The 18,736-nt window shown below is 65.0% G+C and carries 16 protein-coding genes; 13 read left to right on the top strand and 3 right to left on the bottom strand.

Annotated elements, in window-relative coordinates:
• Positions 1–10: 10 nt before the first annotated feature.
• The 13 genes from AC1Q7F_RS16860 (at position 11) to AC1Q7F_RS16800 (ending at position 16,933) form a co-directional block, all read left to right on the top strand.
• Entirely contained in the window at positions 11–1,063 is a 1,053-nt protein-coding gene (locus AC1Q7F_RS16860; protein ID WP_492508898.1) for an amino acid ABC transporter substrate-binding protein, read from the top strand.
• Between the two features lie 10 nt (positions 1,064–1,073).
• Positions 1,074–2,234: an amino acid ABC transporter permease gene (locus tag AC1Q7F_RS16855; protein WP_492508896.1), complete on the top strand. Its 1,161-nt coding sequence runs from the start codon at positions 1,074–1,076 to the stop codon at positions 2,232–2,234.
• A 5-nt stretch (positions 2,235–2,239) separates the two neighbouring features.
• A complete protein-coding gene (locus AC1Q7F_RS16850; protein WP_492508894.1) occupies positions 2,240–3,340 on the top strand; it encodes an amino acid ABC transporter permease in 1,101 nt (366 codons plus the stop codon).
• Positions 3,337–4,068: an amino acid ABC transporter ATP-binding protein gene (locus AC1Q7F_RS16845; protein ID WP_492508892.1), complete on the top strand. Its 732-nt coding sequence runs from the start codon at positions 3,337–3,339 to the stop codon at positions 4,066–4,068. Before AC1Q7F_RS16850 ends, AC1Q7F_RS16845 begins: the two co-directional genes overlap by 4 nt.
• A 205-nt stretch (positions 4,069–4,273) precedes the next feature.
• Positions 4,274–6,874 carry a TonB-dependent receptor plug domain-containing protein gene (locus AC1Q7F_RS16840; RefSeq protein WP_492508891.1) on the top strand — a complete coding sequence of 867 codons (2,601 nt, stop codon included), beginning with the start codon at positions 4,274–4,276 and terminating at the stop codon, positions 6,872–6,874.
• A 114-nt stretch (positions 6,875–6,988) separates the two neighbouring features.
• Complete coding sequence (locus AC1Q7F_RS16835; RefSeq protein WP_492508889.1) at positions 6,989–7,336, top strand: copper resistance protein CopC; 348 nt, start codon at positions 6,989–6,991, stop codon at positions 7,334–7,336.
• A gap of 15 nt (positions 7,337–7,351) precedes the next feature.
• The gene (locus AC1Q7F_RS16830; protein ID WP_492508887.1) at positions 7,352–8,812 is read left to right on the top strand and encodes a M20/M25/M40 family metallo-hydrolase; all 1,461 of its coding nucleotides are present in this window, start codon (positions 7,352–7,354) and stop codon (positions 8,810–8,812) included.
• A gap of 399 nt (positions 8,813–9,211) precedes the next feature.
• A complete protein-coding gene (locus AC1Q7F_RS16825) occupies positions 9,212–11,506 on the top strand; it encodes a TonB-dependent receptor (protein ID WP_492508885.1) in 2,295 nt (764 codons plus the stop codon).
• Between the two features lie 193 nt (positions 11,507–11,699).
• The gene (locus AC1Q7F_RS16820; protein ID WP_492508883.1) at positions 11,700–12,272 is read left to right on the top strand and encodes a nuclear transport factor 2 family protein; all 573 of its coding nucleotides are present in this window, start codon (positions 11,700–11,702) and stop codon (positions 12,270–12,272) included.
• Complete coding sequence (locus AC1Q7F_RS16815; RefSeq protein WP_492508882.1) at positions 12,269–13,633, top strand: spinster family MFS transporter; 1,365 nt, start codon at positions 12,269–12,271, stop codon at positions 13,631–13,633. Before AC1Q7F_RS16820 ends, AC1Q7F_RS16815 begins: the two co-directional genes overlap by 4 nt.
• Positions 13,630–14,529 carry an SDR family oxidoreductase gene (locus tag AC1Q7F_RS16810; RefSeq protein ID WP_492508880.1) on the top strand — a complete coding sequence of 300 codons (900 nt, stop codon included), beginning with the start codon at positions 13,630–13,632 and terminating at the stop codon, positions 14,527–14,529. The genes AC1Q7F_RS16815 and AC1Q7F_RS16810 overlap by 4 nt, the downstream gene beginning before the upstream one ends.
• Before the next feature lie 101 nt (positions 14,530–14,630).
• Entirely contained in the window at positions 14,631–15,353 is a 723-nt protein-coding gene (locus tag AC1Q7F_RS16805) for a response regulator (RefSeq protein ID WP_492508878.1), read from the top strand.
• On the top strand, positions 15,350–16,933 hold the full coding sequence (locus AC1Q7F_RS16800) for a hypothetical protein (protein WP_492508876.1): 1,584 nt from the start codon (positions 15,350–15,352) through the stop codon (positions 16,931–16,933). The genes AC1Q7F_RS16805 and AC1Q7F_RS16800 overlap by 4 nt, the downstream gene beginning before the upstream one ends.
• A gap of 115 nt (positions 16,934–17,048) precedes the next feature.
• Here AC1Q7F_RS16800 and AC1Q7F_RS16795 read toward each other — a convergent pair whose 3' ends face one another.
• The 3 genes from AC1Q7F_RS16795 to AC1Q7F_RS16785 form a co-directional block, all read right to left on the bottom strand.
• Positions 17,049–17,444 (bottom strand): RNA 3'-terminal phosphate cyclase, encoded by a 396-nt coding sequence (locus AC1Q7F_RS16795; protein ID WP_492508874.1) that lies wholly within the window; start codon positions 17,442–17,444, stop codon positions 17,049–17,051.
• A gap of 262 nt (positions 17,445–17,706) precedes the next feature.
• Positions 17,707–18,189, bottom strand: coding sequence for a hypothetical protein (locus AC1Q7F_RS16790; RefSeq protein ID WP_492508872.1), 483 nt, complete (start codon positions 18,187–18,189; stop codon positions 17,707–17,709).
• Complete coding sequence (locus AC1Q7F_RS16785; protein ID WP_492508870.1) at positions 18,171–18,440, bottom strand: hypothetical protein; 270 nt, start codon at positions 18,438–18,440, stop codon at positions 18,171–18,173. The genes AC1Q7F_RS16790 and AC1Q7F_RS16785 overlap by 19 nt, the downstream gene beginning before the upstream one ends.
• Positions 18,441–18,736 lie beyond the last annotated feature (296 nt).

The following is an 18,736-nucleotide window of genomic DNA, read 5'->3' as shown; positions in this document are numbered from 1 at the left end:
GGGCAGGGCCATGAGGCGGATCGGCAAGCAGCTTCTGGCGGGGATATGCCTGTTGGCCTTGACCGCCTGCGGCCAGGCGGCGGAGAAGAAGGTTGCCGCCGGTAGTCCATCCGGTGGCACGCTGAAGGCCGTGCGCGATCGGGGCCATGTCAATTGCGGGGCCAGCACGGGCACGGTGGGGTTCGGGGCGCCGGATGCCCAGGGTTACTGGCGTGGGCTGGATATCGAGACCTGCCGGGCCGTGGCCGCCGCCGTGCTGGGCGACAAGGACAAGGCCCGGTTCGTGCCGCTGACGGGCCAGCAGCGGCTGACCGCCCTGCAAAGCGGGGAGATCGACATCCTGCCCCGCACCACCACCTGGACCCTGGCGCGCGACGCCAACGGGGTGAATTTCACCCTGCCCAATTACTACGACTATGACGGGATCATGGTCCGCCGTTCGATGGGCGTCACCAGTTCCAAGGAACTGGATGGGGCGTCGGTCTGTGTGCAGACAGGATCGACGACGGAGGTGACCTTCACCAATCTGGTGGCGGGGGTGGCGCCGAACCTGAAGGCGGTGATCTTCGACAGTACGCAGGCGACACGGCAGGCGTTCTTCTCGGGCCGCTGCGACGCGCTGATCACCGATGCCTCGGGTCTGGCGTCGGTGCGGGCCACCATGGCCGGCAATCCCGACGATTTCATCATCTTCCCCGCCGACGGCAAGCTGTCGCCCCTGACACCAGCGGTGCGCCATGGCGATGATCAATGGTTCGACATCGTGAAATGGTCGTTCCAGGCGCTGCTGATGGCGGAGGAGCTGGGCATTACCCAGGCCAATGTCGATGCGATGCGCGAGAGCAAGGACCCGACCATCCGCCGCTTCCTGGGCGTGGAGCCCGGTAACGGGGCGGCGCTGGGCCTGGATGAGCAATGGACGTACCGCATCGTCAAGCAACTGGGCAACTACGGTGAGATGTTTGACCGCAATGTCGGGCCAGCCACGCCGCTGAAGCTGGAGCGCGGGCCCAACCGCCTGTTCCGCGACGGGGGCCTGATGGTTCCCATGGCGTTCAACTGAGGGGGTGGGGATGGCGAACCTTTCCCACCTTCTCCACGACACGCGCACCCGCCAGATCGCGCTGCAGGCGTTGCTCCTCATCGTCGTCGTCGGTGGTGTCGGCTGGCTGGCGCACAATACCGTCACCAATCTGGAGGCACGCGGCATTGCCGGTGGCTTCGGGTTTCTGGAGCGGGCGGCGCGGTTTCCCATCGCGGAGAGCGTCCTGAGATACCGGCCCACGGACAGTTTCGGCTGGGCCTTCCTGGTGGGTTTGGGCAATACGCTGTTCCTGGCTGTGACGGTGGCAATTGCAGCCACCCTGCTGGGGCTGGGCGTGGCGCTGGCGCGGCGGTCCAGCCATCCGCTGACCAGCGGGGCGGCGACCGTGTATGTTGAGGCGATGCGCAACACGCCGTTGGTCGTGCAATTGCTGTTCTGGTACGCGCTGGTGACGCTGGGACTGCCCAATATCCATGCGGCCTTCACGCCGGTGGAGGGCGTCATTCTGGCCGACCGGGGGCTGTACCTGCCGCGCCCGGTGGTGCTGGGTGACAAGGGGCCGTTGCTGCTGGCCCTGCTGGTCGGGCTGGCGGGGACGATTGCCGCCTGGCGGTGGGGGAAGAGGCAGCGACTGCGCACCGGGGTATCGAACCGGCATGGGATGATCGCGGGCGTGTCTTCCCTGCTGCTGGTGGGGCTGGTCTGGGCCGGCACCGGCCTGTCACTGGCGCTGGACAAGCCGGTGATGGGGCGGTTCAACGTGACGGGCGGCATGGGATTGTCGCCGGAATTCACGGCGGTGTTCGCCGGATTGCTGCTCTATTCCGCCGCCTTCATCGGCGAGATCATCCGGGGCGGCATCGATGCCGTGGACCGGGGACAGTGGGAGGCGGGAAGGGCGCTGGGCCTGGATGAACGAAAGCTGCTGCGCCTGATCATCATCCCGCAGGCCCTGCGCGTCATCATCCCGCCGATGACCAGCCAGTATATCAACATCACCAAGAACACGACCCTGGCCCTGGCCGTGGGATATCCGGACATCGCCCTGGTGGCGGCGACCACCATCAACCAGACGGGCCAGGCCGTGGAAGGCATCCTGATCCTGATGCTGGTGTTCCTGACCCTGTCGATCACCGCGTCTGTGTTCATGAACTGGTACAACCGGCGGATCGCCCTGGTGACGCGATGACGGACATGACCCAACCCGCGCCCGTCTTCGTCCGCCAGGGTGCCACGGCGCCGCGCCCGGCCCCGGTGGCCGCAGCCAAGCCGTTGTGGCAATTGCTGTTCGGCGACATGGTCAGTGCCGCCATGACCCTGACAGGGGTGCTGGCCCTGGTCTGGATGCTGCCGCACCTGCTGTCCTGGGCCGTGATCAACGGCGTGTGGACGGGGGGCGGCGAGGCATGCCGGCAGGCGGGCGCCTGCTGGGCCTTCCTGGCGGAAAAGTACCCGCAGATCCTGTTCGGGATCTATCCGCCGGCCGAGCAATGGCGGCCCGTGGCGGTCTGCGTGCTGATCCTGGGGCTGGGTCTGTGGAGCCTGCCGCCACGCAACTGGACCAGGGTCACCATCGGCCTGTGGGTCGCCGGCATGCTGGGCAGCTTGGTGCTGATGGGTGGGGGCGTGCTGGGGCTGAAATCCGTGCCGACATCGGCCTGGGGCGGGCTGCCCATCACCCTGCTGCTGACCGTCTGGTCGCTGGGGCTGGGTTTTCCGCTGGCGGTGTTGCTGGCGCTGGGGCGGCGGGCCAGCCTGCCGGTGCCGCGGTACCTGTCGATCGGGGTGATCGAGCTGATCCGGGGTCTGCCGCTGCTGTCGCTGCTGTTCATCGCGTCGATCCTGCTGCCGCTGCTGCTGCCCGAGGGGGTGAGCATCGACAAGCTGGTGCGGGCGCTGGCCGCGATGACCCTGGTATCGGCTGCCTATATCGCCGAGGTGCTGCGTGGCGGGTTGCAGGCGGTGCCGAAGGGACAGAATGAGGCGGCGCAGGCGCTGGGCTTGGGCTGGTGGCAGACGACGCGGCTGATCGTGCTGCCGCAGGCCATCGTCAAGGTCATCCCGCCGCTGACCAGCACCATCATCGTCATGGTCAAGAATACCAGTCTGGTTCTGGTGGTCGGCCTGTTCGACCTGTTGAGCGCGGGGCGTGCCGCCCTGGCCGATCCCGCCTGGCCGTCGCCGTTCGCTGAGACCTATCTGCTGATCGCGCTGATCTATTTCACGATCTGCTTTTCCATCTCCCGCTATGCGCGCTGGCTGGAACTGCGGATATCAAGGGGAGCCGCCCGATGATTGCCGTCGAACTGTCCCGCGTCAATAAATGGTACGGCAGCTTTCATGTGCTGCGCGATGTGGACCTGAGCGTGGCGCGCGGCGAACGGATCGTTATCTGCGGCCCGTCCGGGTCGGGCAAGTCCACCCTGATCCGTTGCGTCAACCGGCTGGAGGAACACCAGGGGGGGCGGATCAGCGTGGAGGGCACGGAGCTGACCGGCGATGCGCGGTCGGTGGAGGCGGTGCGCCGCCGGGTGGGCATGGTGTTCCAGGGCTTCAACCTGTTCCCGCATCTGACCATCCTGGAGAATTGCACCCTGGCCCTGACCCAGGTGAAGCGCATGGCCAAGGCGGAAGCGGAAGAGATTGCCATGGCCTATCTGGCCCGCGTGCGCATCCCCGAACAGGCCCGCAAATTCCCCGGACAGTTATCCGGCGGGCAGCAGCAGCGGGTGGCCATCGCCCGCGCCCTGTCGCTCGCTCCGGAGATCATGCTGTTCGACGAGCCGACCAGTGCGCTGGACCTGGAGATGGTCAAGGAGGTGCTGGACATCATGGTTGAGCTGGCACGCGAGGGCATGACCATGCTGTGCGTCACCCACGAGATGGGCTTCGCCCGGCAGGTGGCCGACCGCGTCATCTTCATGGATGCCGGCCAGATCGTGGAAGCGGCACCGCCCGCCGATTTCTTCGCCAATCCGCAGCATGAAAGGACCCGCGCGTTCCTGGGCCAGGTGCTGCATTGAGAATGACGATACCAATCCGATGGAGCCGGCGATGAGCTAAGGCCGCCCCATCCCCCCAACCACCACCGGACCATTCCCCATGGAAGGCACGCCGCCCTCCGTGAACGGGCCATCCATGCCCGACGCCACCAGGCGTACCCAACGCACCCGACAGAGGTGCTTGCAAGCCACCAAACCGAACAGACGAGAACAGGGAACCATCATCATGGGTAAGGGACTGAAGACACTCACCGCCTCCTGCCTTTCCACCACGGCCCTGCTGCTGGCGGCCCCCGTCCTGGCACAGCCGGCGGAGCTGGAGGAGATCATCGTCATCGGCTCGCGCTTCGAGCCGCGCGTCGTCACCGAGAGCGCCACGCCCATCGACAGCATCTCCGCCGAGGAGCTGACCCGCGGCGGGGCCACCGATCTGCAGAGCATGCTGAAGGTGGCGGTGCCCAGCTTCAGCACCCCGCGCCCCACGGCCGCCGGTGCGCTGGACTTCCTGACGCCGCCGACCATGCGCGGTCTGTCCACGGGCCAGTTGCTGGTGCTGGTCAATGGTAAGCGCCGGCATACGGCACCGGGCGTGAATGCCGGCAACCAGATCGGGCGTGGCGACGTCGCCTATGATTTCAATTCCATCCCGTCAGCCGCCATTTCCCGCGTGGAAGTGCTGCGCGACGGTGCCGCCGCCCAGTACGGGTCGGATGCCATCGCCGGCGTGATGAATGTCCGGCTGGCCAAGGGCACGGACGGCACGGCATCGGCCATGTATGGCATCACCGAGGAAGGGGACGGCGAGCATGTGGAAGTGTCGGTCGCCAAGGGCATCGACCTGGGCGATGACGGCTTCGCCCGTCTGACGGTGCAGTACAAGGATCATGAGGAGACCAACCGCGCCGCCCCCGACACCCGCCAGCAATATTTCGGCCGCAACGCTGCCGGCGCTCTGGTCATGCCGTCGGGCAATTACGGTTCCGGTATCGGCCTGACCCCGTCCAACGGTACCTTGGACCCGCGCGAGGCGACCATCGACCGCACCATGTGGCAGTTCGGCGAGCCGAAATACGAACAGCTCGCCCTGTTCCTGAACGCCGAAAAGCCGCTGTCCGATGATGTCACGGCCTATGGCTTCGGCGGCTACAGCCGGGTGAAGGGCAACAGTTTCAACTTCTTCCGCCGCGCCGGGCAGGATGAGACACTGCGCAGCCTCTATCCTGACGGGTTCATGCCCATCCAGGAGATCGAGATTATCAACGGTTCCGGTGCCATCGGCCTGCGTGGCGACGATCTGGCCGGTTTCGGCTGGGACCTGTCCACGCTGTATGGCGGGTCGCGGATCAACACGGGATATTCCAACACGGCCAACGTCTCCCAGGGCACGGCCAGCAAGACCAGCTTCGACCGGGGCTTCAACGATTTCCGGCAATGGACGACGAACCTGGATTTCACCCGGCAGATCCCCATCGGGGACAGCGAGCCGCTGAAAGTTGCGTTCGGCCTGGAATATCGCAAGGAATTCTATGAGCTGGGCGTGGGTGAGCCCGACAGCTATGCCAATGGCGGCGTGCCCATCCTGGACGGTCCCAATGCCGGCCGCCCGGCCCCTGTGGGCGCACAGCCCGGCGGCGGCAACACACCGGAGGATGCCACCGACCAGTCCCGCAACAGCAAGGCCGCCTATATCGAGCTGGAACGCGATTTCTTCGACGAGCGCCTGACCCTGTCCGGCGCCCTGCGCTACGAGGATTTCTCCGATTTCGGCGACACCACCAATTACAAACTGGCGGGACGGTTCGAGATCACGGATGAGCTGGCGCTGCGCGGATCGTTCGGCAGCGGGTTCCGGGCCCCGGCCCTGGCGCAGTCCTATTTCAGTTCCACCAATGTCAGCTTCGTGAACGGCCAGCCGCTGCGCATCCGCAACATCTCCGTCTATCATCCGACAGCCGCCCTGGTCGGCGCGGCGCCGCTGAAGCCGGAAAAGTCGGACAATATCTCCACCGGTGTGGTGTTCAGCAGCGGCGATTTCGATGCCACGGTGGATTATTACCGGATCAAGATCACCGACCGTATCGCCATGTCGTCCAACTTCCAGTCCACGGCCCTGACGGCCCTGCTGGCGGCACGCGGATATCCGGGGCTGGGGGCCATTTCCTATCTGACCAACGCCGTGGATACGACGACCAAGGGCGTGGATGTCACCCTGCGCTACAAGCACGACCTGGATGAATGGGGCGAGGTCACCGGCACCTTCGCCGCCAATTTCAACGATACCAAGTTCGACCGCATCGCCGGCACGCCCGCTCCACTCTATGATATCGGCATCAGAACGGTGCTGTTCGACCTGACCCAGCAGGTGCGTTTCACCGACAGCATGCCCAAGGACAAGTTCACCGCCAACTTGAACTGGCGGAAGGATGCGCTGCACCTGAACCTGACGGGGACCCGGTATGGCGAGGTGGCGCAGGTGGCCCTGACCAACCGCACGCCGGCCCAGGTCGCGGCGCTGACGCCGGGTTACAAGGTGAAGCTGGTGCCGGTATCCGCCACGTCGGCCAATTCCGACATCATCCAGTACTATCGTGCCGATATCGTGGTCGATATCGAGGCGGGATACGATCTGACCGAGGATTTCACCCTGTCGGCGGGCGTATCCAACCTTTTCGACCAGTATCCGGAAAAGCAGATCGCCTCGACCACCGCGTCGGTGGCGGCCGGAACCAATGGTGCGGACAATAACGGCACCTTCCCCTACGCCTATATCGCACCCTATGGCGTCAATGGCCGGGCCTTCCATGTGAAGGCGACATATCGGTTTTGAGTGATAGCCGCTTCCGCTTCCCACCTCATCCACCGTCACCCCGGCTTTCGCTGGGGTGACGGTGGATGAGGTGGCGAAGTTTTGACTTTATGTGCCAACCCAAAGGACCACCCCATGCGCATGACCCGCATCATCCCCGTCATGGCCCTGTCGTTGCTGCTGGCGGCTCCCGCTCTCGCCCATCCCAAGCTGAAGGCGGCCGATCCGGCGGTGGACAGCACCGGCCCGGCGCCGGCCGCCCTGTCCTTGTCCTTTTCGGAAAAGCTGACGCCGGGCACGGCCGCCGTCACCCTGTCACCGGCGCCGGCCGGGGGTGTCAGCATCGCCGACGGGGCCGACAGCCAATCGCTGATCGTGACGCCGAAAACCAAGCTGGCGGCCGGTTCCTATAAGGTGGATTGGGCGGTGACGGCGGCCAATGGCCATCAGTCCGCCGGCAGCTACCAGATCAATGTGAAGTAACGGAGTATCCGAGCGATGAAGCATCCCCTCCGCTGCTTGTTGATCCCGGCCCTGCTGCTGTCCTTGTCGGCACCCACCGCCCAGGCCGCGTCCAAGGCGGCGGAGGGTGATGCCGCTGTCGCCCTGTTGCAGGATCTGATCCGCTTCGACACGGTGAACGCGCCTGGCGACACCACGAAGCTGGCCGCATATCTGGAAAGCCTGTTCAAGCCGTTGGGGGTGGAGACGGAAATCATCCTGTCGCCCAACGGCAAGGCGGCGCATTTCATTGCGCGGCTGAAGGGCGATGGCAGCCTGGCGCCCGTGCTGCTGGCCGCGCATACCGATGTGGTGCCGGTGGAGCGGGAATTCTGGACCGTGGATCCGTTCGCCGCCACCATCAAGGATGGGTTCGTCTATGGCCGCGGTGCCCTGGACAACAAGAGTGCCGTGGCCGTGTTCGCCCGCGTCGTGATGCGGCTGGCCCACGAGAAAGTGAAGCTGAAGCGCGATATCATCTTCCTGGCCGAGGCCGATGAGGAGCAGGGGCGGTACAATACCGGCTGGCTGGCCCAGAACCATTGGGCCAAGATCGACGCGGCCGTGGCCCTGAACGAGGGCGGCAATACCATGCTGGACCCCGATGGCAAGGTCCGGCAGATCAATATCTCCGTGGCCGACAAGCAGACGCTGAACCTGAAGCTGACCGCGCGGGGCAAGGCGGCCCATTCCTCGCTGGCCGTGCCGCCGCTGGAGACGGCCAATGGCCAGCTCATCGCCGCCCTGGGGAAAATCGCTTTCGCGGAAACGCCGATCAAGCTGACCCCGCCGGCCGTGGCCTATTTCACGGGGCTGGCCAAGCTCTATCCCGGTCCGCTGTCGGGTGCTGTGGATCGGCTGCTGGCGGCCAGTGACGATGCTGCCCGACTGGTGGCCGCCAAGGAGGTTCTGGCGGCCCACCCAAAGGAAGCGCCGACCCTGTCGGCCCTGATGCGCGACACCATGGTCGTCACCATGATCAATGCCGGGGTGAAGCCCAACATCATTCCGGGCGAAGCGGAGGCGATCATGAATGCCCGCCTGATGCCCGGTGTCGATGTCTACCAGTTTGTGGAGCAGGTGAAGGTCCTGATCGGCAATCAAGCCATCGAGGTGGAGATCGTCAATTCCCGGCCCAAGGAGGAACAGGAAGCCTTCTTCCGCCAGCGCAGCGCCATCCAGCCGTCCAGCACCGAGACCGACCTGTTCGCGGCGTTGGAGAAGCAGGCCAAGCGGGTCTGGCCGCAGGCGCAGGTGCTGCCGGTGATGCTGCAGGCCTCCACCGATGCCGGCCCCTGGCGGGCGCGCGGCGTGCCCGTCTATGGCATCCGCCCGTTCCCCACCGATCCCGACACCTCGTCGCGTGTCCATGGCCATGACGAGCGCGTGGCGGTGAAGTCGGTGCATGAGGGCGTGGATTACGTCTATGGCGTGCTGAAGCAGGTGGCGGGGCGCTGAAAGACCCTGTCCCTCTCCTCTGCGTATGGGAGAGGTGAAATCCTGTATACGCAAACCCCTGGGTTCTTCCCGCGTCGCGGGCACTCCCTTATCCTGTCCTGTCGGCCCGCACGCCCCTCCGTGCGGGCTTTTTTCTTTTGGGATTCCGGCGTTGCCGTGCCTGTCCAGGAAATCCGCTACCTCGATATCCAACACTTGTTACAAAAAACTTGGGTATGTGGGCGATTTACCCTTGCCGTCATGCATACACAAACCGTATAGAATTTATACATAACAAGCGATGGCGTTGGATCGGGCGGTGCGTAAGGGCAGTCCATATCGGTCTTCCCCTATATGCCGCGATACTGTCGCCGCACAGACGGGGTCGCCTTTGAACGGCGGCCTCAGGGGAGGTTCAAGATGTCTAAGCGTGCGGAACTGTCCTGGCGTCCGTCCCTGCTGGCCATGGGCCTGGCGCTGTTTTCAGGTGTGTTGCCAGCCGGCGCCCAGGAAAAGAAGGCCGATGCGGCCCCGATGCTGGACGAGATCGTGGTGGTCAGCCAGAAACGGGCCGGGGCCGTGGATGTGCAGGCCGTGTCGGTCGCCATCACCGCGTTCGACGCCAATGCCATCGAGAAGAGCTTTGCCAGCGATCTGGTGGATGTGGGCCGCATGGCGCCCAACATCCAGCTGAACCAGTCGGGCACCTTCGGCGGCTTCTCCAACTTCTTCATCCGGGGCATCGGATCGTCCAACACCATCCGCACCGTCGATCCGGCGGTCGGCACCTTCGTCGACGGCATCTATATCGGCTTCGGCCCGGCTTCCATGCAGGATACGTTTGACATCGCCTCGGTCGAGGTGCTGCGCGGACCCCAAGGCACGCTGTTCGGCAAGAACGTGACGGGCGGTGCCGTTTCCGTGATGTCCACCCGGCCCAATGGCGATCTGGGGGCCGACATCAAGATCACCTATGGCAATTATGACCGTATCGACGTGTCAGCCGCGGTGCAGTTCCCCATCATTGAGGGGCAGTTGGCCGGCAAGATCGCCGCCATGTCGAAAAGCCGCGACGGTTATTTCAAGAACCTGACCACGGGCCGCACCAAGCCGGATGTGGACACGTCCATCATCCGCCCCACCTTCCGTTGGACCCCCAACGAGGTGCTGACCATCGACCTGATCGGCGAATATTACCGCGACAAGGGCGGCTCCTCGGCCTCCCAGAACCGGGACAGCCGCAACAATCCGCGCATGCTGCTGGTGAACGGTCAGCTTGTGGCCTCTCCCGCCACGGTTCAGCGGGTCTTCGGCTATACGCCGCCCACGGACAAGTACGACATCAACCATAATGACCAGGGCTATGTCGACACCACGGCCGGCCACGCCATCATCGATGCCAGCCTGGATGTCGGCCATGGCGTCGTCTCGCTGGTCACCGGCTATCGCGACGTCACGTTCAACTCCTCCACCGATTTCGACGGCTCGCCCTATATCGTGTTCGAGTTCCCGGACAACCGGGAGAGCCAGCACCAATATTCCGGTGAGCTGCGCTATGCGTCCAGCTTCTCCGACCGGGTGGAGTTCACCGCCGGACTTTATTATTTCACGCAGGAAATGTATATCGCCGAGCGCCGCGCCGCGTATGCCAGCGGCCCGGCCACCGCGCCCGTCATCTCCCGCACCGTCGGCATCGCCAAGACCGATGACAGCTCCTACGCCGTGTTCGGCCAGGGATCGGTGAAGTTCACCGACCAGCTGTCGCTGGTGCTGGGTGGGCGTTATACTGTGGAGAAGAAGGAGATCGAGCTGTGCCCGTTCAACGCGGCACTCTACAACTCGCTGGACTTCAACGCCTGCCCGGTGGCCCGGCTGAGCGATAATGACAAGTGGAACAGCTTCTCGCCCAAGGTTGGCCTGGACTGGAAGATCGATGGCGATGTCCTGGCCTATGCCTCCTGGACCAAGGGTTTCCGCTCCGGTTCCTTCAATGCCCGCGCCACCAACGCCGCCGTGCTGGGCCCTGTGGACCAGGAGACCGTGTCATCCTATGAGGCGGGCCTGAAGAGCGAGTTGATGGACCGGCGCCTGCGCTTCAACGCGGCCACTTTCCTGTCGGATTATACCAATATCCAGCGCACCGTATCCGATACGGTGATCGTCAACGGCCTGCCGACCGTGACCCAGGTGCCGCGCAATGCCGCGTCGGCCACGATCTGGGGCGCGGAGCTGGAAGGCTCCTATCTGGTCACCGACGCGCTGACCCTGGACGCCTCGCTGGGCTATACCAACGCGTCCTATGACAGCTTTGCCAATATCGACACCAACCGCAACGGCGTGTATGAGCCGGCCATCGACGGGCCTATCGCCAAGGACCTGAAGTTCGAGCGGGTGCCGAAATGGCAGTACGCGGTGGCCGCCAGCTACGAGGTGCCGGTATCGGCCACCAGCTCCTTGCGCTTGCGCACCTCCTATACCTGGGTGGATGACCAGTTCATCGACACGCTGAACAGCCCGTCGCTGGCGCTGGACGCCTATGGGCTGTGGGATGCCTCGGTCAGCTACTCCCTGGATGACAGCTACACGATCTCCCTGTTCGGGCGTAATCTCAGCAATGCTGAATATTATGATTTCGGCTTCGATGGCGGCACGCATCGCGCCGTCTGGGGCGGTGTTCCCCGCACCTACGGTATCGAGCTGTCGGCGAAGTTCTGAGGAATACGCCCTCTCCCGTGGGGCGGGATTTTGCGAAACCTGGGGTCGTGAGCTTTCTTGCAATCTCTACCGTCACCCCGGCGAAAGCCGGGGTGACGGTAGAGAGAGTGGGAATGAAGGTGCCCAGAACTTGTGCAGAGATCTCGCGAACAGGGGAGGGCGGAATTTGGTTCAGACCCCAGGAGGAGACCCCATGGCAGCGAACCTGACCCTGGAACAGCGCATCGACCGGCTGGAGGCGCGGGCCGAGATCAATGATCTGGTGGCCCGTTACGGGTTGACCGTCGATGACCGCGACCTGGAGGGGCTGGCCGACCTGTTCACCCAGGATGGCGCCTTCAGGTCCAAGGATGGGGTGCTGAACGCGCGCGGACGTGACGCGGTGATTGAGCAGTATCGGGGCCGGTTCGCGGCCCTGGGTCCCTGCAACCATGTCACCCATGACAAGGTCGTCAGCTTCGATGACGGGGATCCCGACCGGGCCACGGGCATCGTCACCTCCCATGCGGAGGTCTGGCGCAACGGTCAGGCCATGCTGACCGCCCTGCGCTATCAGGATGAATACCGGCGCGGGGCCGATGGCAAATGGCGCTTCGCCGACCGGCTGCTGACCTTCTTCTATTATCTGCCGGTCAAGGAATATGCCGACGCGCTGGGCGACCCACTGCGCCAGCGTGCCTATGGCGACCATCGCGCCGCCGACTATCCGGAGAAGCTGCCCAGCTGGCGCCTATACCACCAGTCCGGGGAGAGTGCGGCCCGATGACCCATAGCCTGATGTCCGGCCTGTCCCTGCCCGCCAAGCCCGAAGACCGCTTTGTGCCGCGCGACGGGCTTTATGCCTGGTATGTCACGGTGCTGCTGACGGTCGCCTATGCCGTGGCCTTCGTGGACCGGCAGATCCTGAACCTGCTGGTGGAGCCCATCAAGGGCCAGTTCCTGCTGACCGACACGCAGATCAGCCTGTTGCAGGGCCTGGCCTTCACGCTGGCCTATGTGCTGATGGGGCCGCTGTTCGGGCGCTGGACCGATATCGGCAACCGTCGCACCATCATCTGGACCGGCGTCACCATCTGGTCGGTCTTCACCATCTTCTGCGGCCTGTCACAGAGCTATTGGCAGCTGTTCGGCGCCCGGATGGGCGTGGGCGGGGCGGAAGCCTGCCTGATGCCGGCGGCGTGGTCGCTGCTGTCGGATTATTTCAGCAAGGACAAGCTGCCGCGCGCCATGAGCATCTTCCTGATGGGCCCCTATCTAGGCGGCGGGCTGGCGCTGATCTTCGGCGGGCTGGTCATCCAGCAGCTGGGCCATGTCGGCCCCGTCGATGCCGGTCCCTTCGGCCTGCTGGACCCCTGGCACCTGTCCTTCATCGTGGTTGGCCTGCCCGGCCTGGTGCTGGCCGGCCTGATGCTGACCGTGCGGGAGCCGGGGCGGGCCCGGGGCGGGAAGGGGGAGCAGGAACGCTTCACCCTGGCACAGATCTGGCACTTCCTGCGCGAACGGCGCGGCTTCTACGGTGCCTTCTATGGCGGCATGTCGCTGCATGTCATCGCGCTCTATGCCTTCCCGGCGTGGATACCCTCCTTCCTGATCCGGCATTATGGGGTGTCGATGGCGTCGGTCGGGCTGCAATATGGGGCGTCGGTGCTGATCGCCGGCTCCGTCGGGGTCTGGTGCGGTCCCTATCTGGCGAAGGGTCTGGCGGCGCGCGGCTATGGTGATGCGCCCTTCCGCACGCCGGCTGTGGCCACGCTGGGCGTCGTGCCGTTCGCCGTGGCGCTGCCCTTCAGTCCTTCCTATGAGTTGGCGCTTGCCATGGCCATCGGGGTGACCTTCTTCTACACGCTACCCATGGCCATGGCGGCGTCTGCCCTGCAGATGGTCACACCCAACCGCATGCGCGGTGTCATCTCCTCGCTCTATGTCTTCACGGTTTCCATCGTCGGGCTGGGTCTGGCCCCCACCTTCATCGCGCTGATCACCGACCGGCTGTTCGGTGATCCGGGCATGGTGGGCTGGTCGCTGGCCCTGGTCTGTTCGGTGTCCAGCATCGGTGCCTCTGTCCTGATGCTGCGCGGCCTGGGTGCCTTTCGCGAGGCCCAGGCGGAACTGGAGAAAGCGTCGTGAGAATCCTGGTCTTCGGGGCCACGGGTGACCAGGGGCAGGCGCAGTTGCGCCGCCTGATCGCGGCCGGCCACACGCCCTTGGCCGTGGCGCGCGACCCGTCCCGCCTGGGCGTGGACAGCGTGGCCGCCGATTACCGCGATCCCGACAGTCTGGCCCGCGCCCTGGACGGGGTGGATGCGCTGTTCGTCACCATGCCGTCGACATCGTTCCAGGCGGCAGATCCGCTGATCCGGGCGGTGGATGCCATCGGCAAGGCGGCGCGGCGCCAGGGGCTGCGCATGGCGGTGTTCAACAGCTCCATGATCGTGAAGGAGGAGAGACGCGGCTTCGCGGCCCATGATGCGCGCTGGGAGATGCGGGAACGGCTGCGCGACAGCGGCGTGCCCACCGTATCGATCCAGCCGGTGATCTATCTGGACAATCTGCTGCGCGCCTGGGCCCGCCACCACATCCTGCATGAAGGGCGCATCCTCTATCCCCACCACCCGGCGCTGGATGTCTGCTGGATCTGCCAGGATGATGTGTCCGACCTGATGATCGCCGCTTTGGACCGCCCACACCTGTCGGGCCGCGCCTATAATGTCGGGGGATTTGAGGCCATAAGAGGACCGGACCTGGCCCGCCGGCTGGGCGCCGTGCTGGGTCGGGACCTGCGCTTCGATTTCCGGCCGATCGCGGATTTCTGCGACGCCATGGCCGGATTGTTCCAGGACGTCACCACATTGGACCGCGACCGGCTGACCGGGGAGCTGCACCGCATCTATGAATGGTACAATCATGGGGATGAAAAGCCCTTCCGCGTGGACATGGCCCCCATCCTGGCCGACCTGCCCGTGAGGCTGACCCGCCTGGAAGATTGGGCGCGGCGGCAGGATTGGAGTGCTGGCGCAACGTAAAGCATCTGGCATGTGCCCCATCCACGCGCGCTAATCTGGATAGCTAGGAATTGGCATCCAGCCTGGGATAAGGTTCCGGGACCGGTGGGGGAGGGGTGGTGATGATCCTGATTGTCGAGGATAGCGAGGAACAGCGCATCATCCTGTCGGCCATCATCACCCATTCCAACCTGGGCCCCGCCCACGCCGTTGGAACTGCCGAGGACGCGTTGACGTTGCTTGAGATCGACAGGACATCCGGCCCGCCATCGCCTGTGCGGGCCATCCTGATGGACGTGATGCTGCCCGGGATCGACGGGATCAGTGCGGCCGCCCAGATCCAGGCCAATCCGCGCCTGACGAACATCCCGCTGATCGTCATCTCCGCGCTGGAGGAGAGCGAGAGCCTGGCCGCGGCGTTCGAGGCCGGGGCCGCCGATTACATCGTGAAGCCGGTACAGCCCGTGGCCCTGGCCGCCCGGCTGCGCACCGCGCTGCGCCCGCCCGGCGGGTCGCGGTTGAAAAGCCTGGATTGCCGCCAGGCGCTGGACGGGGTGTTCGTGCGTGGTGTTCGGCTGGACGTGGTCCTGTCCGACTGGCCGGAACTGAAGCTGGAACTGGGCCAGCATGGGGCGGACGAGGTCCGGGACAAGCTGATCGAGGTATTTTCCAGCGTCAATGACCGCGCCGACAAATGGGTCTGCCGGGCGGAGGGGGGTGGTTTCTCCCTGCTGGTGGAAGGGGCGGAGAATGGTGCCGGCCTGATGGCGCTGGCGGCGGAGATCGCTGCCGACATGCCCTGGCCACAGATGGACGTGACCCTGTCGTCGGTGGGCGCGGCATGACTGGCCGGGATGAGGTCGGCAAGACGGTCGCCGCCTTGGTGTCCCGCCTGCCTTCAGGCGCTGCCCGGCTGCTGTATGGCGAACTGGCGGGAGCGGGGGCGGGGGAGACCAATGGCAAGCTGGCCGTGGTCCGCCGCGCCCTGGTGGAGCGCATCAATGCGTCGCGCCAGCAGCATGGGCGCCGGCTGTTCACGCAGCTGTTCGAACCGTTCATGACGGCGGATATGGAGATGCTGCGCCCCGGCTTTTCCGGCCTGGGGGTGCTGCATGCCGTGGATATCGGGGCCGTCTGGGTCCAGGCGGCGGCCGGCCCGCTGGCCAGGCTGGCGGCCGAGATCGAGGCAAGGCTGCCGGCCCTGGTGGCGGAGCGGCCGCTGGATCTGGTGTTGACCCTGCCGGAAATCCAGGAATTGCAGGAACAGGCAAGGCGCGGCGCGCTGGATTGGCTGAACGGGGATGCCGCCCGGCTGCACAAGGTGCTGGCATCGCTGAACAGCTGGCGGGCTACGGAACTGCGCCGTTTGGGCGTGGATTTCACCCCGCGCCCCCTGACCACCGAGGATCTGATCACCATCAGGGGCGTGCTGACCCATGGTGCGGCCCTGCGGCCCATCGCCAATACCGTGCTGGCCGGCAGCGGGTCGGCCGGGGTGATAGTGGAACTGGCGGCGTCCTTCGCGCTGCATCCGCTGCAATCACTGACCACGCCGGAAGCGCGCATGGCGCTGTATCTGGTGCCGCTGTCGCTGATGCATCGGCGCCGCGCCTATCGCGCCGTCGTGCCCTTCCTGCTGGACGGCACGCCCACGGTGCAGGCCCGCATCCTGGAGGCGCTGGACAGCCATTTCGGCCGTACCTGTGCGCGCATCGGGCAGGAGGCGGGGCTGTTGGCTGGGGCCGGGCAGCCCATCAAGGGCCCGCTGGCCGCCACCACCCTGCGCCGGCTGACTCTGGGCGAGGAGCTGGGCCATCTGGACGCCATCCTGGGTATCTATGAGGAATTCGAGATCCTGGACGATCCGCGCCTGGGCGCCCAGGCGCGTGACTACATGGATCAGATGGTGAAGGGGGTGGAGCGCAATCTCTACCCCGCGCTGGTCGATCGCTGCATCGCCGCCGGCCGCGCCATCGAACGCGCCCTGCCGGACCAGGATGCGCTGGAATGGGCGCTGGGCCTGTGTGTGCGCTGGCGCGCCGTGATCGGCCGGGTCATGCATTGGGGATCGGGCCACAGCAATTTCAAGGAACTGGTGCTGGAACATGCCAAGGCGTCGTTCCAGGCCGCCCTGTCCGATCCCCGCGCCCTGGCCCCGTCCGACCGGCTGGCCCAGGCGGTCCGCATGCTGCAGATCTCCAAGCCGCTGGGCGGCGGGGCGGAAAGCTGGATCACCCTGCTGGACAAGGGGCTGGTCCGCACCGTCACCGACCGGCTGCGCCAGGTGGACCCGCTGCGCGATGGGGAACGCGACCTGGCCGCCGCCTTGATGGTGCTGGTGCGCGACGAATTGCGCCGTACCCGGCATTGGAAGGATACGGGCCTGGTGGCGCTGGACGAGCTGGCGGTCGCGGCGGGGCTGTAGGTTCGCCGGGCGGGTTTTCCGCGGAGCAATTCCGTTATGGCCTGCCGCACTGTCATCCGGTCCGGTGACAGCGGTAACCGCAGCTGACCACCGTCGTGGAAGGTGGGGCGGGGTATCAACCCCGCCCCACAGTGACCAGATGCCGGCCGTCGGTCTGCTGGTCGATTCCGATGGGCACATCCCGGAAACGGCCGATCGTGTCGATATTGGTCAGCGTATGCCGCGACGGGCGCACGGTGGTGAAACACCCACCGCCGGCCAGCGCTAGGGGCAGCAGGGTCTGGAGGACCAGACCGGTGCTGCCCGCTGTGCCGATGGCGACATCATAGTCGCCGGCCCGCATCCGGTCGGGGGTGAAGGTCAGGCTGGCGCTGCCCAGCGCCGCCCCCGTCGACCGCCGCCCCGCTGATCGCCGCGGCCGGTTGCAAGGACGATACTGAGCTACGCGGGATTGCTCCCCGGGTGGATTCGGACCACCGACCTCCCGCCTCCCGGCGGGTGCTCTATCCATGGAGTCCTTCCTGCATCCGCCGGGACTGTGCCTCAGGACCCGGTCAGGGAGGCGGCGACAAGGATGAAGGGACTTTACCCGGCAATGTCTTGCGACGGTTGCGCGGGAGGGATTTTTCAAACCTCCTAACGCTAAAAAAATACGCTGAAAAATAAATCGATGTCGCTCAGTCCCGTACCGGCGTTTTCGGCCACCATTCGATTCCCGCTTCGGAAGTCGAATGACCAATCGAAGTGCCCTTCGGGAGGGCGCGCATCGACTACTACGCCTCAGCGGCCTTGCGCCGCCGCATCCGCCATTCGTGCGCCTTGTCGAGCCGGCCTTCGACATATTCGCCTAGCGCTTCGACCTCCCCAATCGCCGTCATGAGCGCTTCGGCGCTGACCTCGATGGTCGGCATTGGAAAGGAGGCAAGCGAGCTGTCTTCCAACGTCAAAGTCGATATTTCATCGTCGCCGATGAAATAGGGCCGTGGGTGCTTTTCCAAGGTCGCCTTGTCGTGGTTCACGGTTAGTGTGGTCAGGCACTTGCCATGCTGCCCGCGATTGCGGGCAAGCAAGATCTGCTCGATCAGCGCGCGGTCCACCCGACTGTCGCTCCAGTCGGTTTCGAGGATTTCGCCGAGCGCCTCCAAATAGGCCGGCACAAACCCACCGGCGAACGCCTTTTTCTGGTTCTCGAACGAGAAGCCGATGACACGGTCAGCTAGCGTCTTGAAATAGAGCTTCAGCGTGTCCGAAAGCATCGAGATACAGGTAAGCCCCAGGACAGATAGCGCCGCTCGGCGTCCATCCATTCCTCCAAATAGGCCGGTTCTGGGTCTTCACTGTAAGGCGGGTTGTCGAACGGCGGCAGTTCGTTCTCGATGCGCGGGTTGTCGAACGGCGGCAGTTCGTTCTCGATGCGATGCTTCACGTCGACGAACGCCTTGGCGCGCTCTGTATAGAAGAAGCGGACGAACCCAGTGCGGCTCTTCAGGAAGTAAAGTGCGTCCATCTTCTTGCTCCCTTCTAACGCTGGGGCTTCGGCGGAATTATTTTCTGCCTTTCGGCTACTCGGCCGATCGCCCACGCAAAATCAAGATAGCCGCGCCTATGGTTTATCGACCAAGCACGGGCGCCTTGCTCTTCTCGGTTCGCGATCACGATAGTCCGTCGAGCCCGACGATCCAGTAGATGCTGCCCATCGCCGGCATCAGCCGCCCCACGATCGATGCGAACAGTCCCTTATTCGCCATGATGTCACCCTCCTTCCTTCATCCGGTGCCGTGCGGCATCGCTGCCGTCTGCATG

The organism is Niveispirillum sp. GW835-FHT14G11 (assembly GCF_058793615.1).
Note: the sequence above shows the minus strand (reverse complement) of the source record. Positions and strands in the feature narration are given on the sequence as shown.

Coding starts and splice junctions, on each gene's coding strand:
- AC1Q7F_RS16825 (WP_492508885.1), top strand. CDS start 9,212: ATGTCTAAGCGTGCGGAACTGTCCTGGCGTCCGTCCCTGCTGGCCATG.
- AC1Q7F_RS16830 (WP_492508887.1), top strand. CDS start 7,352: ATGAAGCATCCCCTCCGCTGCTTGTTGATCCCGGCCCTGCTGCTGTCC.
- AC1Q7F_RS16795 (WP_492508874.1), bottom strand. CDS start 17,444: ATGGATAGAGCACCCGCCGGGAGGCGGGAGGTCGGTGGTCCGAATCCA.
- AC1Q7F_RS16815 (WP_492508882.1), top strand. CDS start 12,269: ATGACCCATAGCCTGATGTCCGGCCTGTCCCTGCCCGCCAAGCCCGAA.
- AC1Q7F_RS16840 (WP_492508891.1), top strand. CDS start 4,274: ATGGGTAAGGGACTGAAGACACTCACCGCCTCCTGCCTTTCCACCACG.
- AC1Q7F_RS16805 (WP_492508878.1), top strand. CDS start 14,631: ATGATCCTGATTGTCGAGGATAGCGAGGAACAGCGCATCATCCTGTCG.
- AC1Q7F_RS16855 (WP_492508896.1), top strand. CDS start 1,074: ATGGCGAACCTTTCCCACCTTCTCCACGACACGCGCACCCGCCAGATC.
- AC1Q7F_RS16835 (WP_492508889.1), top strand. CDS start 6,989: ATGCGCATGACCCGCATCATCCCCGTCATGGCCCTGTCGTTGCTGCTG.
- AC1Q7F_RS16845 (WP_492508892.1), top strand. CDS start 3,337: ATGATTGCCGTCGAACTGTCCCGCGTCAATAAATGGTACGGCAGCTTT.
- AC1Q7F_RS16790 (WP_492508872.1), bottom strand. CDS start 18,189: ATGCTTTCGGACACGCTGAAGCTCTATTTCAAGACGCTAGCTGACCGT.
- AC1Q7F_RS16800 (WP_492508876.1), top strand. CDS start 15,350: ATGACTGGCCGGGATGAGGTCGGCAAGACGGTCGCCGCCTTGGTGTCC.
- AC1Q7F_RS16785 (WP_492508870.1), bottom strand. CDS start 18,440: ATGGACGCACTTTACTTCCTGAAGAGCCGCACTGGGTTCGTCCGCTTC.
- AC1Q7F_RS16850 (WP_492508894.1), top strand. CDS start 2,240: ATGACCCAACCCGCGCCCGTCTTCGTCCGCCAGGGTGCCACGGCGCCG.
- AC1Q7F_RS16860 (WP_492508898.1), top strand. CDS start 11: ATGAGGCGGATCGGCAAGCAGCTTCTGGCGGGGATATGCCTGTTGGCC.
- AC1Q7F_RS16820 (WP_492508883.1), top strand. CDS start 11,700: ATGGCAGCGAACCTGACCCTGGAACAGCGCATCGACCGGCTGGAGGCG.